14 protein-coding genes are annotated in these 17,105 nt (G+C 73.5%); 3 read left to right on the top strand and 11 right to left on the bottom strand.

The genetic code is table 11. From position 1 onward, the window contains the following. Positions 1-23 precede the first annotated feature (23 nt). The 4 genes from V7E45_RS16575 to V7E45_RS16560 all read right to left on the bottom strand — a co-directional run bounded on the left by V7E45_RS16575 (position 24) and on the right by V7E45_RS16560 (position 5,621). Positions 24-1,250 (bottom strand): quaternary amine ABC transporter ATP-binding protein, encoded by a 1,227-nt coding sequence (locus V7E45_RS16575; RefSeq protein WP_333774938.1) that lies wholly within the window; start codon positions 1,248-1,250, stop codon positions 24-26. Further along, on the bottom strand, positions 1,247-2,779 hold the full coding sequence (locus V7E45_RS16570) for a GMC family oxidoreductase (protein WP_333774937.1): 1,533 nt from the start codon (positions 2,777-2,779) through the stop codon (positions 1,247-1,249). Before V7E45_RS16570 ends, V7E45_RS16575 begins: the two co-directional genes overlap by 4 nt. 201 nt (positions 2,780-2,980) lie before the next feature. Continuing rightward, positions 2,981-4,501 (bottom strand): aldehyde dehydrogenase family protein, encoded by a 1,521-nt coding sequence (locus V7E45_RS16565; protein WP_333774936.1) that lies wholly within the window; start codon positions 4,499-4,501, stop codon positions 2,981-2,983. 190 nt (positions 4,502-4,691) lie between these two features. Beyond that, positions 4,692-5,621, bottom strand: a complete 930-nt coding sequence (locus tag V7E45_RS16560) for a LysR family transcriptional regulator (protein WP_333774935.1) — start codon at positions 5,619-5,621, stop codon at positions 4,692-4,694. Between the two features lie 101 nt (positions 5,622-5,722). Between V7E45_RS16560 and V7E45_RS16555 the strand changes: the two genes are divergently transcribed. Beyond that, entirely contained in the window at positions 5,723-7,129 is a 1,407-nt protein-coding gene (locus V7E45_RS16555) for an MFS transporter (protein ID WP_333774934.1), read from the top strand. Positions 7,130-7,133: 4 nt separating this feature from the next. Here V7E45_RS16555 and V7E45_RS16550 read toward each other — a convergent pair whose 3' ends face one another. From V7E45_RS16550 to V7E45_RS16530, 5 genes are all read right to left on the bottom strand, one after another. After that, the gene (locus tag V7E45_RS16550) at positions 7,134-8,189 is read right to left on the bottom strand and encodes a hypothetical protein (protein WP_333774933.1); all 1,056 of its coding nucleotides are present in this window, start codon (positions 8,187-8,189) and stop codon (positions 7,134-7,136) included. A gap of 129 nt (positions 8,190-8,318) precedes the next feature. Beyond that, positions 8,319-9,308, bottom strand: coding sequence for a malate dehydrogenase (locus V7E45_RS16545; RefSeq protein ID WP_333774932.1), 990 nt, complete (start codon positions 9,306-9,308; stop codon positions 8,319-8,321). 378 nt (positions 9,309-9,686) lie between these two features. Further along, positions 9,687-11,009 carry a helix-turn-helix domain-containing protein gene (locus V7E45_RS16540; protein WP_333774931.1) on the bottom strand — a complete coding sequence of 441 codons (1,323 nt, stop codon included), beginning with the start codon at positions 11,007-11,009 and terminating at the stop codon, positions 9,687-9,689. A 425-nt stretch (positions 11,010-11,434) separates the two neighbouring features. After that, on the bottom strand, positions 11,435-11,905 hold the full coding sequence (locus V7E45_RS16535; RefSeq protein ID WP_333774930.1) for a DUF3017 domain-containing protein: 471 nt from the start codon (positions 11,903-11,905) through the stop codon (positions 11,435-11,437). Beyond that, the gene (locus V7E45_RS16530; RefSeq protein WP_333774929.1) at positions 11,895-12,749 is read right to left on the bottom strand and encodes a bifunctional methylenetetrahydrofolate dehydrogenase/methenyltetrahydrofolate cyclohydrolase; all 855 of its coding nucleotides are present in this window, start codon (positions 12,747-12,749) and stop codon (positions 11,895-11,897) included. Before V7E45_RS16530 ends, V7E45_RS16535 begins: the two co-directional genes overlap by 11 nt. 265 nt (positions 12,750-13,014) lie before the next feature. Here V7E45_RS16530 and V7E45_RS16525 point away from each other — a divergent pair, with 265 nt between their 5' ends. Beyond that, the gene (locus V7E45_RS16525; RefSeq protein ID WP_333774928.1) at positions 13,015-13,596 is read left to right on the top strand and encodes an RDD family protein; all 582 of its coding nucleotides are present in this window, start codon (positions 13,015-13,017) and stop codon (positions 13,594-13,596) included. Between the two features lie 135 nt (positions 13,597-13,731). Here V7E45_RS16525 and purH read toward each other — a convergent pair whose 3' ends face one another. Both purH and purN read right to left on the bottom strand, forming a co-directional pair. After that, positions 13,732-15,303 carry a bifunctional phosphoribosylaminoimidazolecarboxamide formyltransferase/IMP cyclohydrolase gene (purH, locus tag V7E45_RS16520; RefSeq protein WP_333774927.1) on the bottom strand — a complete coding sequence of 524 codons (1,572 nt, stop codon included), beginning with the start codon at positions 15,301-15,303 and terminating at the stop codon, positions 13,732-13,734. Next, on the bottom strand, positions 15,300-15,938 hold the full coding sequence (gene purN / locus V7E45_RS16515) for a phosphoribosylglycinamide formyltransferase (RefSeq protein WP_319151913.1): 639 nt from the start codon (positions 15,936-15,938) through the stop codon (positions 15,300-15,302). The genes purH and purN overlap by 4 nt, the downstream gene beginning before the upstream one ends. A 282-nt stretch (positions 15,939-16,220) precedes the next feature. Here purN and V7E45_RS16510 point away from each other — a divergent pair, with 282 nt between their 5' ends. Beyond that, positions 16,221-17,021: a hypothetical protein gene (locus tag V7E45_RS16510; protein ID WP_333774926.1), complete on the top strand. Its 801-nt coding sequence runs from the start codon at positions 16,221-16,223 to the stop codon at positions 17,019-17,021. Positions 17,022-17,105: the final 84 nt, after the last annotated feature.

Genomic DNA, 17,105 nt, shown 5'->3' with positions numbered 1-17,105 from the left:
GGCGGGGGCGGCGATCGTGGCCATCAGACGGCCTCCGGGCTGGTCCGGGGCGCCGGTGGGGCCGGCAGCGGGTCCTGGCTCTCGGCGCCGGTGTCCGGGCCGCTGGTGCCGGGGGCCTGGCCGTCGGTGATGGTGACCTGCTCGCCGGAGCTGGTGACCTGGTCGCCGGAGCGGGTGTCCGGGCCGTCGGTGTCGACGCCGGCCACGACGCCGAGCAGGTGGTCCTGGTCCACCACGCCCAGGCACCTGCCGTGGTCCATCACGCGGGCCGGGGTGCCGGCGCGGGCCACTGCCTCGATGGCCTCGGCGACCGTGGCGTCCGGGCCGATGGCGGGGCCGGAGCCCGCCTCGTCCAGGGCGGCGGGGCGCATGGCCGTACGGGCCGTCAGGACCTGCTCGCGCGGGACGTCGCGGACGAACTCGCGGACGTAGTCGTCGGCCGGGGAGCCCACGATCTCCTCGGGGGTGCCGAGCTGGACCACGCGGCCGTCGCGCATCAGGGCGATGCGGTCGCCGAGCTTCAGCGCCTCGGACAGGTCGTGAGTGATGAAGACCATGGTGCGGCCCTCCTCGCGGTGCAGCCGGGCCACCTCGTCCTGCATGTCGCGCCGGATCAGCGGGTCGAGGGCGCTGAACGGCTCGTCGAACAGCAGGACCTCGGGGTCGACCGCGAGCGCGCGGGCGAGACCGACGCGCTGGCGCTGGCCACCGGAGAGCTGGGCGGGACGGCGCTTCTCCATGCCCGCGAGGCCGACCTTCTCGACGAACTCGGCGGCCCGCTCACGCCGTTCGGACCTGCCGACGCCCTGGATCTCCAGGCCGTAGGCCACGTTGTCCAGGACCGTGCGGTGGGGGAGCAGGCCGAAGTGCTGGAAGACCATCGCGGCGCGGTGGCGGCGCAGCTCGCGCAGCCGGGTCCGGTCCATGGCGCGGACGTCCTCGCCGTCGATGGCGATGCTGCCCGCCGTCGGCTCGATCAGCCGGGTCAGGCAGCGCACGAGGGTGGACTTGCCCGAGCCGGACAGGCCCATCACCACGAACACCTCGCCCCTGCGCACGTCGAAGGAGACGTCGCGGACGGCGGCGGTGCAGCCGGTGCGGGAGCGCAGCTCGGCCGGGTCGAGCGAGCTGAGCTCCGGGTCTGCGGGGACGCGGCCGGCCTTCGGCCCGAAGACCTTCCAGAGGCCGTCCACGGAGAAGACAGGGGCGTCGGTGGTGGGGGGCTTGCGGGTGGGTACCGTGAGCGTCATCGGACGTCACCTCCGATCAGGTCGACGGCCTTCTCCCCGACCATGAGCACCCCGATCATCGGGTTGACGGCGGTCATGGTCGGGAAGACGGACGCGTCGGCGATGCGAATTCCGTCGAGGCCGCGGATCCTCAGTTCGGGATCGACCACGGCGAGTTCGTCGTCGGCGGCGCCCATCCTGCAGGTGCCGGCCGGGTGGTAGACGGTGTGCGCGACCTTGCGGGCGTACTCGCTCAGCTCGGCGTCGTCCACGACGTCCGGGCCGGGGCAGACCTCGCGCTTGAGCCAGCCGGCCAGCGGCTCGCTGCGCGCGATCTCGCGGGCGATGCGGATGCCGTCGACGAGGGTGCGGGCGTCGTAGTCCTCCTCGTCGGTGAAGTACCGGAAGTCCAGGGCGGGCTTGACCGACGGGTCGGCGCTGGTCAGGTACAGGCGGCCGCGGCTGCGGGGCTTGGGGATGTTCGGGGTCATCGAGACGCCGAACTCGGGGCGCTCGTAGCCGAGGCGCTCCGGGTTGTCGGTGAACGGGATCTGGTAGAAGTGGAACATCAGGTCCGGACCCGGGTGTTCGGGGTCCCGGCGCACGAACAGGCCGGCGTCGGAGTCCATCGCCGAGTTCTCCGGGATCGGCCCGTGGGTCTCCCAGACGATGACCGACTCGGGGTGGTCGAGCAGGTTCTCACCGACGCCCGGCAGGTCGTGCGCGACGGGGATACCGAGCGCCTCCAGGTCCGCGCGCGGGCCGATGCCCGAGTGCAGCAGCAGCCGGGGCGAGTCGACGGCGCCCGCGCACAGCAGCACCTCGTTCCTGGCCCGGACCAGCAGTTCCTCGCCGTCCTTGGTGCGCACGTGGACGCCCTCGGCGCGGGTGCCGGTCAGCTCCAGGCGGTGGGCCCAGGTCTCCAGGAACAGGGTGAGGTTGGGGCGCTCGTCCATCACCGGGTGCAGGTAGGCCACCGAGGCCGAGGAGCGCTTGTTGTCCTCGGGGTGGTAGGCGAGGTCGAAGAAGCCGACGCCCTCGGTGAACGGCTTCTTGTTGAAGCCCTCGACGCGGGGCACGCCGAGCGCCGACCGGGCGGCGTCGACGAAGTCGCGGGCGATGGCGTTCCGGTCGTTCTCGTCGACCGGGACGATGTTGTTCTTCAGCCGGGCGAAGTAGGCCTCCATGGGGACGGCTCCCCAGCCCTTGGCGCCGGCGGCCTCCCACTCGTCCCAGTCGGACGGGAGCGGCTTGAAGGAGATCAGCGTGTTGTGGGAGGAGCAACCGCCGAGGACGCGGGCGCGGCTGTGCCGGATGTGCGAGTTGCCCCGGGGCTGTTCGGTGGTCGGGTAGTCGTAGTCGAGGTCGCCGCCGAGCAGGCCCATCCAGCGGCGCAGGGTCAGCACGTCGTCGCGGCCGACGTCGCTGGGGCCGCCCTCGATGACGGCGACGGTGACGTCCGGGTCCTCGGTCAGCCGCGAGGCGATGACGGAACCGGCGGTTCCACCGCCGACGACGACGTAGTCGAACTCGTGGGTGTGATCGGGCATGAGGTGGTTACTCCTGGGGGGTGGGAGGACAGGCGGAGTCCGGGAGCGGGGATGTGTGGGGCCCTGCTCCCGGACTCGTGCGCCGCGGGCTCGCGACACCGGCCGGGACGGGCGCCTTCCGGGTGCGGGAGGCCGGGAGGCGGCGGGGCCCGGGTCCGGGAGGCCGGGGGCCTCGAGGACGACCGGGGACGGGCGTACGGGTCAGCCGGCGAACCAGCGCACCGGCTTCGGTGCGAGGTTCTGGTAGACGTGCTTGGTCTCGCGGTACTCGGCGAGCCCGGCGGGCCCCAGTTCGCGGCCGGTGCCGCTGCGTCCGAAGCCGCCCCATTCCGCCTGCGGCAGGTAGGGGTGGAAGTCGTTGATCCAGACGGTGCCGTGGCGCAGCCGGCCCGCCACCCTGCGGGCCTTGCCGGCGTCGGCGGACCAGACGGCGCCGGCGAGGCCGTACTCGGTGTCGTTGGCGAGGAACACGGCTTCCTCCTCGGTGCGGAAGGTCTCCACGGTGAGGACGGGGCCGAAGACTTCCTCGCGCACGACCTTCATCTCGCGGTGGCAGGCGTCGAGGACGGTCGGCTCGTAGAAGTAGCCGTTCTCCGGGCGCTCGGGGGCCGGTTCGGGGCGCCGGCCGCCGCAGCGCAGCACCGCGCCCTCGGCCAGCGCGGAGGCGACGTACGCCTCGACCTTGGCCCGCTGCTGCTCGGAGACGAGGGGGCCGCACTCGACGCCGTCCTCGGTGCCCCGGCCGAGCCTGATCCGCTGGGCGCGCCGGGCGAGTTCGGTGACGAAGCGGTCCCTGACGGACTCCTCGACGATGAGCCGGCCGCCGGCCGAGCAGACCTGGCCGCTGTGGATGAAGGCGGCGTTGAGGGCCTGGTCGACGGCGGTGTCGAAGCCCTCCTCGGTGGCGCAGGCGTCGGCGAAGACGACGTTGGGGTTCTTGCCGCCGAGTTCGAGGGCGACCTTCTTCACGGTCGGGGCGGCCGCCTGGGCGACCTTGGTGCCGCTGAGCAGGCCGCCGGTGAAGGAGACCAGGTCGACGCCGGGGTGTTCGGCGAGCCGGGCGCCGACGGTGTGGCCGGGTCCGGTGACGAGGTTGGCCACGCCGGCGGGCAGACCCGCGTCGGCGAGCAGTTCGAGCAGCGCGATCGTCGTCATGGGGGTGATCTCGCTGGGCTTGATCACGAAGGTGTTGCCCGCGGCGAGCGCCGGGGCGATCTTCCAACTGGCCTGGAGCAGCGGGTAGTTCCAGGGGGTGATCAGCGCGCAGACGCCGACCGGCTCGTGCACGACGACGCTGTGGACGTCGGGCGAGCCCGCGTCGACGACCCGGCCGGGGGCCTCGGCCGCGACGAGGTCGGCGAAGTAGCGGAAGGCGTCGGCGACGCAGTCGATGTCGACGCGCCCCTCCTCGGCGGTCTTGCCCGCATCGCGGCTCTCCAGCAGGCCGAGCCGCTCGCGGTCGCGCGTGAGCAGGTCGGCGACGCGGCGCAGCAGGGCGGCGCGCTCGGCGACGGGGGTGCCGGGCCAGGGGCCGTGGTCGAACGCCTGGCGCGCGGCGGCCACCGCCCGCTCCGCGTCCTTCTCGTCGCCCTCGGCGACCACGGCGAACGGCCGGGCGTCCGCGGGATCGAGGATGTCGCGCGTGGCGCCGGAGATCGCCTCCAGCCACTCGCCGCCCGCGTGGATCGTCGCCTGGGCCTGTCGTTCCGTTCTGTCCGCCATGATCGGTATTGCCTTCCGTTCCTGTTCCGTGCCCCTCTGTCACAGTCGTGTCACGCTCGGGGACCGCCACCGCCTGCCCAGGGCCCGTCGTTCGCATGCGCGATCGGTGGGGGAAAGTAAGCGGCGTCACTGAACAGCGGGGAGAAACGGGACATAGCCGACACGGGGCCGACCGGCCGTGCACGGTGGGTCACCGGCCGGGCGGCTCCCGGCGCATCACCTCCCGTACGCAGCCGCGCAGCCAGGCGTGGGCGGGGTCGGCGTCGTGGCGGGGGTGCCAGGCAAGACCGACCTTCAGCGCGGGCAGTTCGAGCGGCACCTCGAAGGCGACCAGGCCGAGGGTGGCGGCCAGCGGGCGGCCCCAGTGGCCGATCAGCCCGACCAGGTCGGTGTCGCGCAGCACGAACAGTGAGGCTGGATAGGTGCCGACGGTGCCCACCACCCGCCGCTGAAGGCCGAGGGCGGCCAGGGCGTCGTCGACCGGCCCGTGCTGCCGGCCGCGCCGCGAGACGATGAGGTGGCCGGCCTCCGCGGCGAACCGCTCGGCCGTCAGCTCGCCCGTGAGCAGCGGGTGCCCGGCCCGTACGACACCCAGCATGCGCTCCTCGTGCACCGTCTCCACGTGCACCTCGGGGTCGGCCGTGTCGATCACGCCGACCTCCAGGTCCGCGGTGCCCTGGCGCAGGAACGGGCCGTCCACGTGGCTCTCGGACAGGAAACGCAGGCGGACGCCGGGCGCCTCGCGGGCGGCCCGGGCGAACAGGGCGGCGCCGTGGGTGGCGGCGATCGTGTCGTGGCCGAGGATCGTGAAGGTGCGGGTGACGGTGCGCAGGTCGGTGTCCCGGCCCGGCGCGAACAGGGCCCGGGCCCGCTCCACGACCGCTCCGACCTCGGCGCGCACCGCCAGCGCGTGCGGGGTCGGCACCATCCGCCGTCCGGCGCGCACCAGTACCGGATCGCCGAGCGCCTTGCGGATGCGGCCCAGGGTGCGGCTCATGGCGGGCTCGGACAGGTGCAGGCGGCGTGCGGCGCCCTGGACGCTCTGCTCCTCCAGGAGCACGTCGAGGGCGAGCAGCAGATTCAGGTCCACGCCTGCGGGCGAGCCGGATGATTGCGTCATACGCAACTGTCCCTTGCAAAGGGTGCACTGGAAAGCAGGTCGGAGGCGAGCCTACGGTGGCGGGGCATCCCCCACCAACCGCCCCGCTCCCGGGAGGAGCCGTGCCCGTGCACGCCCTGAAACGCCCCACCCTGCTCGCGCTGTGCGCCTGCGTCCTGGTCGCCCAGAGCATGGTCGCCGCCATCAACCTGCTGATCCCGCAACTCGCCGGGTCCTCGCTGCACCCCTCGCACAGCGAGGTCATGTGGACGGTCGACGCGTACGTCATCGTCTTCGCCGGGCTCCTCGTCCCGGCGGGCGCGCTCGGCGACCGGTTCGGCCACAAAGGCGCGCTGCTCACCGGGCTCGGCCTGTTCGCGGCGGGCGCCACTACCAGCGCGCTGGCCACCGGCCCGGCCGTGCTGATCGCGGGCCGTGGTCTGTCCGGCGCCGGAGCGGCCCTGATCACCCCGGCCACCCTGTCGATCCTGATGCGGCTGTCCGCACCCGGGCACCGGGCCCGCTCGATGGCCGCCTGGACCCTGTCGCTCGGCCTGGGCGGTGCCGCCGGCAACCTGGGCGGCGGCCTGGCCGGGCAGTTCCTGTCCTGGCGGGCCCTGTTCGCGGCCATGGTCCCGCTCGCCGCACTGCTCGCCGCCGCGGTCGCCGTCACCACCCCGCGCACCGAACGCTCCCGCCGCGCCCACCCCGACCCGGTCGGCACCCTGCTGCTCACCGCAGGGCTGGTCGCGGTCCTGTTCGGCATCATCGAGGGGCCCGACCACGGCTGGGCCTCCGCCCCCATCCTCGGCGCCTTCGCCGCCGGTGCCCTGCTGCTCGCCGCGTTCACCGGACACGCCCTGCGCTCGGCCGCCCCGCTGTTCGACCCGCGCGTCTTCGCCTCCTCCCGGCTGCGCGCCGCCTCCCTCGGCACCGCCACCGGCTTCTTCGGCCTGTTCGCCCTGTTCTTCGTCAACTCGCAGTACCTCCAGGAGGTGAAGGGCTTCGGGGCGGCTCTCACCGGCGTCGCGATCCTGCCGCTGCCCGTCGGCATGGCGCTCGCGCAGCGGCTTGCCGCCCGTTGGGCGGACCGCCCGCGCGCGGTCATCGGCACCGGGCTCGCCCTCATCGGCCTTGGCCTGCTCGGCGTCTCCACGGTCGGCGCCGGCACCCCCTACTGGGCCTACGCCGGCTGGCTGCTGGTCGTCTCGGCCGGCACCGGTCTGTCGATGCCCGCCCTGACCCTCGGGGTCGTCACCTCGCTCCCGGCGCACCAGGCGGGCCTCGGCTCCGGCCTGGGCACCACGGCCCGCGAGACCGGCGCGGCCCTGGGCGTCGCGGTCACCGGGACCGTCCTGTCCGCCCACGCCGACCTCGCCCACGGCATGGGACCGGCCCTGCGCACGGTCGCCGTGGTGGTCCTGGCGGCGACGGCGCTGGTGACCGCGGGCTACGGCGGCGGCCGGACCGCCGGCCGCGTGGTCACGGCCGGCCGGGAGAGCCGGGAAGCGGCACTGCCCCGCTCCTGAGCCGTTACGCGCAGGAGGCGGCGGTCGGGCAGAACGAGGCCAGGGCCGTGGTGAGCGGCGCCCGGACCAGGGCGTCGGAGAGCCTTTCCGGTCCGCTGGCACGGATCGCGTACAGGGTGCCGTCGGCCGCCTGGAAGCGGTGGTCGACGACACGGCGGGCGCCCTTGTCCGGATCGTCGTAGCGGTACGACAGCTCGGCCCAGGTGTCTCCGGAGCTTCGGTCGAGGGCCTGGTAGCCGGGCTCGCGGGCGTAGCCGTAGCCCGGGTGGTTCTCGGCGAGGTCCAGCGACTCGGTGACGGTGGCCTCCGACAGCTCGAAGATCTGCAGCTGGCGCCCGTCGGACGGGGAGTCGTAGTACACCACGGCCGCCTTCTCCCCCTGCTTCTCCCGCCGGGTCCAGCCCGCGGGGACGGAGACGGCGTAACCGACGGGGTCGTGGACGAGGCGGTAGCCCGCGGGTGCGGTCCGGTCCGGGGCGGCACCCGCCGGGTCGGAGCTCGTGCCGGAGGACGTGCCGGAGCCGGAACCGGAACCGGACCCCGGGGCCGAGCCGGCGGCCGGGTCACCGGTGGCGGAGTCGTCCGAGGCGTCGGAGGCGGAGGCGGAGACACCGGTGGCCGGCGCGGACGCCGCCGGGGTGCCGGTCCCGCCGCGGTCCCGGCCGAGGTACCAGACCCCGAAGCCGGTACCGGCTCCCACCAGGGCCATCGCCAGGACCAGGGCGATCAGCCGGCCGCCGCGCGCACGCCGGGGCGCGGACGCGGGACCGTACGACGGGTGCGACGGCGGGTATGTCTGCGCGTACGACGGCGGCGCGGCCGGTGCCGGTACGGACGGGGCGCCGGCCTGCGTGGGGGCGGTGGCCCAGGGCGGCGGTGCCGGGGTGTCGGCGGGGGCCGCGGCCGGCGCGAGGTGCGCGGTGCGCGTCTCCTCGGACGCCCACGCGGGCGGGCTGACCGGCCCGGACGACCAGGCCGGCCGGCCTCTGTCCGCGTCCGGCTCACGCTCGGGATGCGGCTCGTGCCCCTCCCCGCCGGTCCATCCGTTCCATCCGCTCATCACGAACCCCCCGAAACGCCCGCCCTGTACTGCTGTCGACAGTAGCGGCGAAAAGGGGCGCGGGCCCCGCTCCGGACGAAACCGGAACAGGGCCCGCGCACACTCGTGGCGAAACGCCCGAGTCGAGGCTCAGATGAGGCCCAGGGAGCGGACCGCCTCGCGCTCCTCGACGAGCTCCTGCACGGAGGCGTCGATGCGGGCGCGGGAGAACTCGTTGATGTCCAGGCCCTGGACGATCTCGTACTTGCCGTCCTTGGTGGTGACCGGGAAGGAGGAGATCAGGCCCTCCGGGACGCCGTAGGAGCCGTCCGACGGGATGCCCATGGAGGTCCAGTCGCCCTCGGCGGTGCCGTTGACCCAGGTGTGCACGTGGTCGATGGCGGCGTTGGCGGCGGAGGCCGCGGAGGAGGCGCCACGGGCCTCGATGATCGCGGCACCGCGCTTGGCGACGGTCGGGATGAAGTCCTCGGCCAGCCACTTCTCGTCGTTCACGACCTCGGCGGCGTTCTTGCCGGCGACCGTGGCGTGGAAGATGTCCGGGTACTGGGTGGCGGAGTGGTTGCCCCAGATGGTCAGGCGCTTGATGTCGGCGACCGTCGAGCCGGTCTTCTTCGCGAGCTGGGTCAGCGCGCGGTTGTGGTCCAGGCGGGTCATCGCGGTGAAGCGCTCGGCCGGGACGTCCGGCGCGGCGGCCTGCGCGATGAGCGCGTTGGTGTTGGCCGGGTTGCCGACCACGAGGACCTTGATGTCGTCGGCGGCGTGGTCGTTGATGGCCTTGCCCTGCGGCTTGAAGATGCCGCCGTTGGCCTCCAGCAGGTCGCCGCGCTCCATGCCCTTGGTGCGCGGGCGGGCACCGACGAGGAGCGCCACGTTGGCGCCGTCGAAGGCCACGTTCGGGTCGTCCGTGATGTCGATGCCCTGGAGCAGCGGGAACGCGCAGTCGTCCAGCTCCATGGCGGTGCCCTCGGCGGCCTTGAGCGCCGGGGTGATCTCCAGGAGGCGCAGCTTGACCGGCACGTCCGCGCCGAGCAGCTGGCCGGAGGCGATGCGGAAGAGCAGGGCGTAACCGATCTGGCCGGCTGCGCCGGTGACGGTGACGTTCACGGGAGTGCGGGTCATGGCGTTCTCCGTATGACAGCTGGCGGTGGGGCTTCGCTGCCCCGTGCGGATGATCGATCTCTTGGCGTCAAGAGAGATCCAGCGGTCAGGCTATCGCGCATCCGGCATGCGAGATGTCCGGGGCCCTGTGGCCCAGCCCACAAGCCGGATGCCCGGTTCGGCAGAAGGCGGCCGCCCGTCCGGGAGAGGAGGGACGAGGACGGCCGCCGGGGGGACCGGATTGCCGGACTCCCGTGGGGGTACGGTTCGCGTTCCCAGGATCCGCCGGGCCATGCGTCCGCCTCATGAATTCCACCCGGAACGGTGACTGCCGGCCGCCGTTCGCCCTTCTGCGGCCCGTGCGGTGCCTTCGCCGTTCTGCGGCCCGTGCGCTACCGGCTACTTCGTGCAGCCGGTACGCCCGGAGGCGAGGGTCGCGCAGGCCTTGGCCTCGGCCGCGTCCTTCACGGCGACCATCGGCGTGTAGGCGATGGTGTCGCCGACCTCGGTGATGTCACCGCGCTCCCGGGTCTTGCCCGCGGAGACCTGGACCTGGTCGCCCTGGGTGGCGCCGGTGATCCGTCCCCAGGCCGCGCCGCAGGTCTTGCTGTAACGGACCTCCAGGGTGGCGGTGCCGAGGGCGGCCGTCTTGGCGGTGGTCACCAGGTCGCCGCTGCACCCCATGGACTCGGCGTCCTTGCCGGTGCAGGAGGAACCGCTGCACTTGACGCCGGGGGGCGGCGTGGGGTCGCTGCTGGCGCTCGGGGAGGGCGACTTGGCGGCGTTCGCGTCCTTGCCGTCGCCGCCCGGCCGGGTGAGGTAGAAGACGGCCGCGACGACGACGAGGGCGCCGACGACCCCCGCGAGGAACATCGTCAGCCGCCGCTTGCCGCCCGTGCCGGTGGCGCCCGCGGTACCCCCCGGGCCGGTGGCGCCCGCGGCGGCCTGCGGCGCGCGCGGCTGACCGCCGTGAGGATCCGGGGTGCCCGGCGGCCGGCCCGGGCCGTCCGGCGCGGGTCCGGGCCGTGCGCCGGCGGCGCCGCCGGGACGGCCGCTCGTCGGCGAGGGTCCCTGATAGCCCGCGAGACGCCAGGAGTTGACCTCGGCGGCCGACCCGCCGTCGTCGCCGCGCGGCCTCAGGGCGCTCGCGCGTCCGTCCGTGTCCTGCCGACCGTCCGTGCCCTGGTGTCCGTCCGTGCCCTGGTGTCCGTCCGCGCCCTGGCGCCCGTCGGCGTACTGCCGCCCGTCGGCGTCGGCGGCCGTCGGCTGCGGCGGGATCGACGGCGCGACGCCCGCCGGGCCCGCGACGCCCGGGGCCGCGGAGGTGCCGGCGCCCCTGCGGACCGTCGTGGTGCCGCCGGTCCCCTCGACCTCGGCCGCCCCGAACTCCCCGAGCGCGGCGCGCGCCTGGCTGATGCGTATCTGCTCCATGGTCCGGTCGTGCCGCATCTCCGCCCGGCTCCAGGCGCGTTCGGCCAGCTCCCACATGGTGGTGAGGTGGATGGGGCTGGTGCCGGTGACCTCGGCGAGCGCGACGATCGCGCCCTTGGGCGCGAGCAGCCGCCCGCCCAGGTAGCGCTCCCAGGACGTCTTGCTGTAACCGGTCCGGTCGGCCAGCGCCGCGATGCTCAGGCCGCTGCGGTCCACCAGCCGCCGCAACTGGCTGGTGAACTCCTTGATCTGCGGATCCAGCTCGTCCGGCAAGGTCTTCCATCGCGGCATTGCTTCCCCCTCATTCCCCCCGGCCGGTGCCGTCGATTCCCCGCGCCGTCCCCGCGGGTACCTGCCCCGGCCCGGTCCTGTCCCCGGGTACGGCACCCGTTCTGGCTACCCATGGGGATGCGCTGACCAAGGATCCCAGTTCCCGGAGCGGGGGCGCACGGGAGCATCGGTCCGGCCCCTCATGCGTCCGCGTCCACGCGGCCTTCGTAACGTATCCCCGTTTCGCCGGGGTTCCGCCACGCCCGGGGCACATGTGGCAGTGCGCGGACACCGTAGCGGAACCGTCACTTCCGTGCCACAGCGGGCGGACAGCCATTGAACAGGTCGTTCACGGCAGGGAAGGCTGGGTCCCGGCGGCGGTCCGTCTTGCTCGGGGGAGGGGACGGGCCGCCGCTGCCGGAGACCGCGCCGCCGCGCGGGCGGCGCTACTTGGTGAGCGTGAAGTGCAGGGTGTCCTTCAGGAACGGGATCTCCAGCCACGGTTTGGGCTGGGCGGTCATCGCGAGCAGGGCGATGACGAGCCCCAGCACCCCGTAGGTGGCGATGTCCGTGAAGCGCGAGCGTACGGCGAGCATGCCGACGCTCGGGAGTATCCACCGCAGGACCGCGCCCGCCAGCAGGGCCCCGCCGATCAGCAGGGTGCCGAGCCGGAACAGGTCCAGCGCGGTCAGCAGCAGGCCGAGGGCGACCGTCGACAGCACGACCAGCATCGGCCACTGCCGGGCGGGCGCCGGGGCGTCGCCGGCGGCGGCCCGGCCGCCGCCCTCGGGCCGGGCGGTGTCCCTGGTGAACAGCGGGAAGCGGCGGGTGACACGCCGCGGGCGCCCCTCGGCGTCGGGGGCGCTGATCGCGTCGCGCACGGTCGGCTCGGTGCCGTGGGCGTCCTCAGCCGGCACTGCGCTCCGCCGCCTCGACCACGTTGACCAGCAGCTGCGCCCGGGTCATCGGGCCCACACCGCCGGGGTTGGGGGAGATCCAGCCGGCCACCTCGGTCACGCCCGGGTGGACGTCACCGACGATCTTCCCCTCGGCGTTGCGGGACACGCCGACGTCCAGGACGGCCGCGCCGGGCTTGACGTCCTCGGGACGGATCAGGTGCGGGAAGCCGGCCGCCGCGATGATGATGTCGGCCCGCTTGAGGTGGGCGGACAGGTCCCGGGTGCCGGTGTGGCACTGGGTCACGGTGGCGTTCTCGCTGCGCCGGGTGAGCAGCAGCGGCATCGGGCGGCCGATGGTCACGCCGCGGCCGACGACCACGACCTCGGCGCCCTTGATCTCCACGCCGTGGCGGCGCAGCAGGGTGAGGATGCCGTTCGGGGTGCAGGGCAGCGGGGCCGGCTCGTTCAGGACCAGCCGCCCGAGGTTCATCGGGTGCAGGCCGTCGGCGTCCTTGGCCGGGTCCATCAGCTCCAGGATGCGGTTCTCGTCGATGCCCTTGGGCAGCGGGAGTTGGACGATGTAGCCGGTGCAGGCGGGGTCCTCGTTCAGCTCGCGGACGACCGCCTCGATCTCCTCCTGAGTGGCCGTGGCCGGCAGCTCACGCTGGATGGAGGCGATGCCGACCTGCGCGCAGTCGCGGTGCTTGCCGGCGACGTACTTCTGGCTGCCGGGGTCCTCCCCGACCAGGATCGTGCCGAGGCCGGGCGTGACGCCCTTCTCCTTCAGCGCCGCCACGCGGGCGGTCAGATCGGACTTGATCGCGGCTGCGGTGGCCTTGCCATCGAGAATCTGGGCGGTCATGACCCCATCCTCGCGGATGACCGGCCCCTGGTTCCAATCCGGGTGCCCTCCGGCCGGGTCCCACGCGCCGCCCGCACGGCCGTCCTTGATCGACGATGTTGCACTTGCACAACACCTGGCGAATCCGGCTGGACAAGAATCGGCCTCTCCCCCGACGATGAACGGCGCAGTATCGCGGTCCGGTTGGGGGGCAAACCGCTCAGATCCTGACGATCCTCCGTTCCTTCCGCGCCCGTCCCCGCAGTGTCAACGGAGGAAACCCGCCATGAGTTTCGGCTCGCCCAACAACCCCTACGGCCAGCCGCAGGACCCGCAGCAGCAGCCCTACGGGTACCCGCAGCAGCAGCCCGGCTACCAGCAGGCGCCGCAGGGCGTCCCGCCGCAGCAGGGTTACGGCTACCCGCAGCAGCCGGGTTACCCGGGCTACCCGCAGCAGGGCGGATACGGCTACGGCGTCCAGCCGCCGTACGCGAACTGGGGACAGCGCTTCCTCGGCACCCTCGTCGACGGCCTGGTCTTCCTGGTGCCGTACATCCTGGTGCTCGTGGGCCGCAACAACGCCGCGCTGTCGGCGATCGGCGGGCTCGCCATCATCGCGATCGCGATCTGGCAGCTGATCCAGGAGGGCCGCACCGGCCAGACGATCGGCAAGAAGGCGCTGGGCATCCGCCTGGTGAAGGAGGAGACCGGCCAGCCGCTCGGCGTGGGCATGGCCTTCGTCCGCCGGCTCGCCCACTTCCTGGACAGCCTCGCCTGCTACCTGGGCTGGCTGTGGCCGGCGTGGGACTCCAAGCGCCAGACGTTCGCCGACAAGGTCTGCGGCTCGATCGTCATCAAGACCCAGTGAGCTGAGCCCCTGCGGCGCCTGCGGAACGCTCAGCGCTTCCAGCGCCTCCGGCGCTTTCATCACCTGATCGCCGAAGCGGCCTCCGGCCCCCTGCCTTCGCGGGGGCCGGAGGCCGCTTCGGTGTGCGCCCGGGGCTCAGTGGAAGAAGTGGCGGGTGCCCGTGAAGTACATGGTCACGCCGGCCTTCTTGGCGGCCTCCACGACCAGCTCGTCGCGGATCGAGCCGCCCGGCTGGACGATCGCCCGCACGCCCGCGCCGATGAGGATCTCGGGACCGTCCGGGAACGGGAAGAAGGCGTCCGAGGCCGCGTAGGCGCCGCGGGCCCGCTCCTCGCCGGCCCGCTCGACGGCCAGCTTGCAGGAGTCGACGCGGTTGACCTGGCCCATGCCGACGCCTACCGAGGCGCCGTCCTTGGCGAGCAGGATCGCGTTGGACTTCACCGCCCGGCACGCCTTCCAGGCGAAGGCCAGCTCCTTGAGCTCCTCGGCGGAGAGCGCCTCACCGGTCGCCAGCGTCCAGTTGGCCGGGTCGTCGCCGTCGGCCTGGAGCCGGTCGGTCTCCTGCAGCAGCACACCGCCGTCGACCGGCTTGACCTCGACCGGGTCGGCCGGTCCGTTCGAAGCCCGCAGGACCCGGATGTTCTTCTTCTTGGTGAGGGCCTCCAGGGCCCCGTCCTCGTAGCCGGGCGCGACGATGACCTCGGTGAAGATCTCCGCGACCTGCTCGGCCATCTCCTTGCTGACCGGCCGGTTCACGGCGATGACCCCGCCGAACGCGGACAGCGGGTCGCAGGCGTGCGCCTTGCGGTGCGCCTCGGCCACGTCCGCGCCGACCGCGATGCCGCAGGGGTTGGCGTGCTTGATGATCGCCACGCACGGCTCGTCGTGGTCGTACGCGGCACGGCGGGCGGCGTCCGTGTCCGTGTAGTTGTTGTACGACATCTCCTTGCCGTGCAGCTGCTCGGCCTGGGCGAGGCCGGCGCCACCGGCGTCGACGTACAGCGCGGCCGGCTGGTGCGGGTTCTCGCCGTAGCGCAGGGTGTGCGCACGCTCCCAGGTGGCGCCGAGGAAGTCGGGGAACGGCGACTCGTCCACGGGCGCGTAGGAGGAGGCGAACCAGGAGGCGACGGCCACGTCGTAGGCGGCCGTGTGCTGGAATGCCTCGGCGGCGAGCCGCTTGCGGGTGACGAGGTCGAAGCCGCCGGCCTGCGCGGCGGCCAGGACGTCGGCGTACCGCTCGGGGCTGGTGACCACGGCCACCGAGGGGTGGTTCTTGGCGGCGGCGCGGACCATCGAGGGACCGCCGATGTCGATCTGCTCCACGCACTCGTCGGGCGAGGCGCCGGAGGCGACGGTCTCCCGGAACGGGTAGAGGTTGACGACGACCAGGTCGAACGGCTCGACCCCCAGCTCGGCGAGCTGCTCGCGGTGGCTGTCGAGACGCAGGTCGGCGAGGATGCCCGCGTGCACCCGCGGGTGCAGGGTCTTGACCCGGCCGTCCAGGCACTCCGGGAAGCCGGTCAGCTCCTCGACCTTGGTGACGGGGACACCGGCGGCGGCGATCCGGCCGGCCGTGGACCCGGTCGAGACGAGCTCGACCCCTGCCTCGTGCAGCCCGCGCGCGAGGTCTTCGAGGCCGGTCTTGTCGTAGACGCTGACGAGCGCCCGGCGAATGGGCCGCTTGGTGCTCTCGGCGGTGGCGGTCACTGGATAACTACCTTTCGTCCCTCAATGCGATAGCCGTTGCGGGCGAGCCGCCCCACGACCTCGACGAGCAGCCTTCGCTCGACTTCCTTGATGCGCTCGTGCAGCGCGCTCTCGTCGTCCTCGTCCCGCACCTCGACCACGCCCTGGGCGATGATCGGGCCGGTGTCGACGCCGTCGTCGACGAAGTGGACGGTGCAGCCGGTGACCCTGGCGCCGTACGCGAGCGCGTCGCGCACGCCGTGGGCCCCGGGAAAACTGGGCAGCAGGGCGGGGTGCGTGTTGACGAACCGGCCGCCGAACCGCGCGAGGAACTCCTTGCCGACGATCTTCATGAACCCGGCGGAGACCACGAGATCGGGCTCGTGGGCGGCCACGGCACCGGCGAGGGCCGCGTCCCACTCCTCCCGGCCCGCGAAGTCCTTCACCCGGCACACGAAGGTCGGCAGCCCGGCCCGCTCGGCGCGGGCGAGCCCCTCGATGCCGTCGCGGTCGGCCCCGACGGCGACGATCCGCGCGCCGTACGACTCGGCTCCGGTGCGCTCGATCTCGTCCAGGAGCGCCTGCAGGTTGGTGCCGGATCCGGAGACCAGCACGACGAGGCGCTTGACCGCTTGGCCAGCGGGGGTGGCGGCCACGGTGGGGCCCTTTCTCGGGGGAGCGATGTGTCCGGCCGGCGGTTTGTACAGTCGTACGAATGCTTCGCGCCCCGGAATACGGGGAAGTCTACGAAGCGGCCGACCGTCAGCAACGATACCGGCACCGCGGAAGGCCCCCGGGGGACGGGTGTGTGGCCGGAAGGTAGCGTTCGGGGGGATCAACCAGGAGCTGCCCCGGGAACGCGGTCGTCGTGCGGTGCGTTGACGGGGTGGAAGCTCATGTCGCACAGCCGTACTCATGTAGGGGAAGACGCTCTTTTGATGCCCGACCGCAGCCTGCGACTCCTCACGTTCCCGCCGCGCCCGGCCCAGGAGGGCGAGCGGGGCACCGTGCTGCTGCGGGAACGGCCGGCCTCGCCGCCCGAGGCGCCCCGGAACGACGGGGACGGCGACGGGCGCGGTGGCGAGCAGCAGGACGACAACCCGTTCGCGCCGCCGCCGGAGGGCAGCCCGGACCGGCCGTGGCAGCCCCGTCACCCCGAGGGCTCCCAGGGCTCGGGCCCCGGGGAGGGCCCCGGCTGGGGCGGCCAGTGGAGCGACCGCCAGCCCGGCCGCTCCCCCGGCGGCTTCGGTCAGCGGCCCGGCGGTGGCCCCGAGGGCCCGGGCGGCCCGGCGGGGCCCAACCTGCGCTGGGACCCGACGGACCCGACCCAGCGCCGGGCGCGCTACGCGCTGCTGTCCGGCATGTGGTCCGTCTTCTTCGCCCTGTTCAGCTGGCCCTACGTGGCGCTGCTGCTGGGCGTGCTGGCCCTGTACTGGGGCATCAGCGCCCTGCGCGCCAAGCCCCGCACCCAGGACCGGAACCCGGACACCCCTGCCCCGGCGCCGGCCCCGGCCGCGTCCCCCGCCCAGGGCGGACGGCCGTACACCACGGCGGCGATCGGCGGCGTGGTCACGGCGTGCCTGGCGCTGGCCCTGGTGGGCACGACCTTCACCGTGCAGCTGGTCTACCGCGACTACTACACGTGCGTCACCGACGCCCTGACCCACGAGGCCAAGCAGTCCTGCGACCAGTTGCTGCCGAAGGAGCTGCGCGGGGTGCTCGGGGTCGACAACAGCTGACGGCTCTTGCCCTAGGGCCTGTTGCGAAGGTGGCCTCGTCGCCCGGAGGGCGGCCGCGCGGCGTCCGGTGCGTGCTCTCGGCGT

The sequence above is a fragment of the Streptomyces sp. IBSBF 3136 genome (assembly GCF_036815105.1).
Taxonomy (GTDB): domain Bacteria; phylum Actinomycetota; class Actinomycetes; order Streptomycetales; family Streptomycetaceae; genus Streptomyces.
The sequence above is the reverse complement of the archived record's forward strand: the minus strand, read 5'-3'. Positions and strand labels throughout refer to the sequence as shown.

Bases quoted from the DNA above. Each gene is read 5' to 3' on its own strand.
- V7E45_RS16575 (WP_333774938.1), bottom strand. From the start codon at position 1,250: ATGACGCTCACGGTACCCACCCGCAAGCCCCCCACCACCGACGCCCCT.
- V7E45_RS16570 (WP_333774937.1), bottom strand. From the start codon at position 2,779: ATGCCCGATCACACCCACGAGTTCGACTACGTCGTCGTCGGCGGTGGA.
- V7E45_RS16565 (WP_333774936.1), bottom strand. From the start codon at position 4,501: ATGGCGGACAGAACGGAACGACAGGCCCAGGCGACGATCCACGCGGGC.
- V7E45_RS16560 (WP_333774935.1), bottom strand. From the start codon at position 5,621: ATGACGCAATCATCCGGCTCGCCCGCAGGCGTGGACCTGAATCTGCTG.
- V7E45_RS16550 (WP_333774933.1), bottom strand. From the start codon at position 8,189: ATGAGCGGATGGAACGGATGGACCGGCGGGGAGGGGCACGAGCCGCAT.
- V7E45_RS16545 (WP_333774932.1), bottom strand. From the start codon at position 9,308: ATGACCCGCACTCCCGTGAACGTCACCGTCACCGGCGCAGCCGGCCAG.
- V7E45_RS16540 (WP_333774931.1), bottom strand. From the start codon at position 11,009: ATGCCGCGATGGAAGACCTTGCCGGACGAGCTGGATCCGCAGATCAAG.
- V7E45_RS16530 (WP_333774929.1), bottom strand. From the start codon at position 12,749: ATGACCGCCCAGATTCTCGATGGCAAGGCCACCGCAGCCGCGATCAAG.
- V7E45_RS16525 (WP_333774928.1), top strand. From the start codon at position 13,015: ATGAGTTTCGGCTCGCCCAACAACCCCTACGGCCAGCCGCAGGACCCG.
- V7E45_RS16510 (WP_333774926.1), top strand. From the start codon at position 16,221: ATGCCCGACCGCAGCCTGCGACTCCTCACGTTCCCGCCGCGCCCGGCC.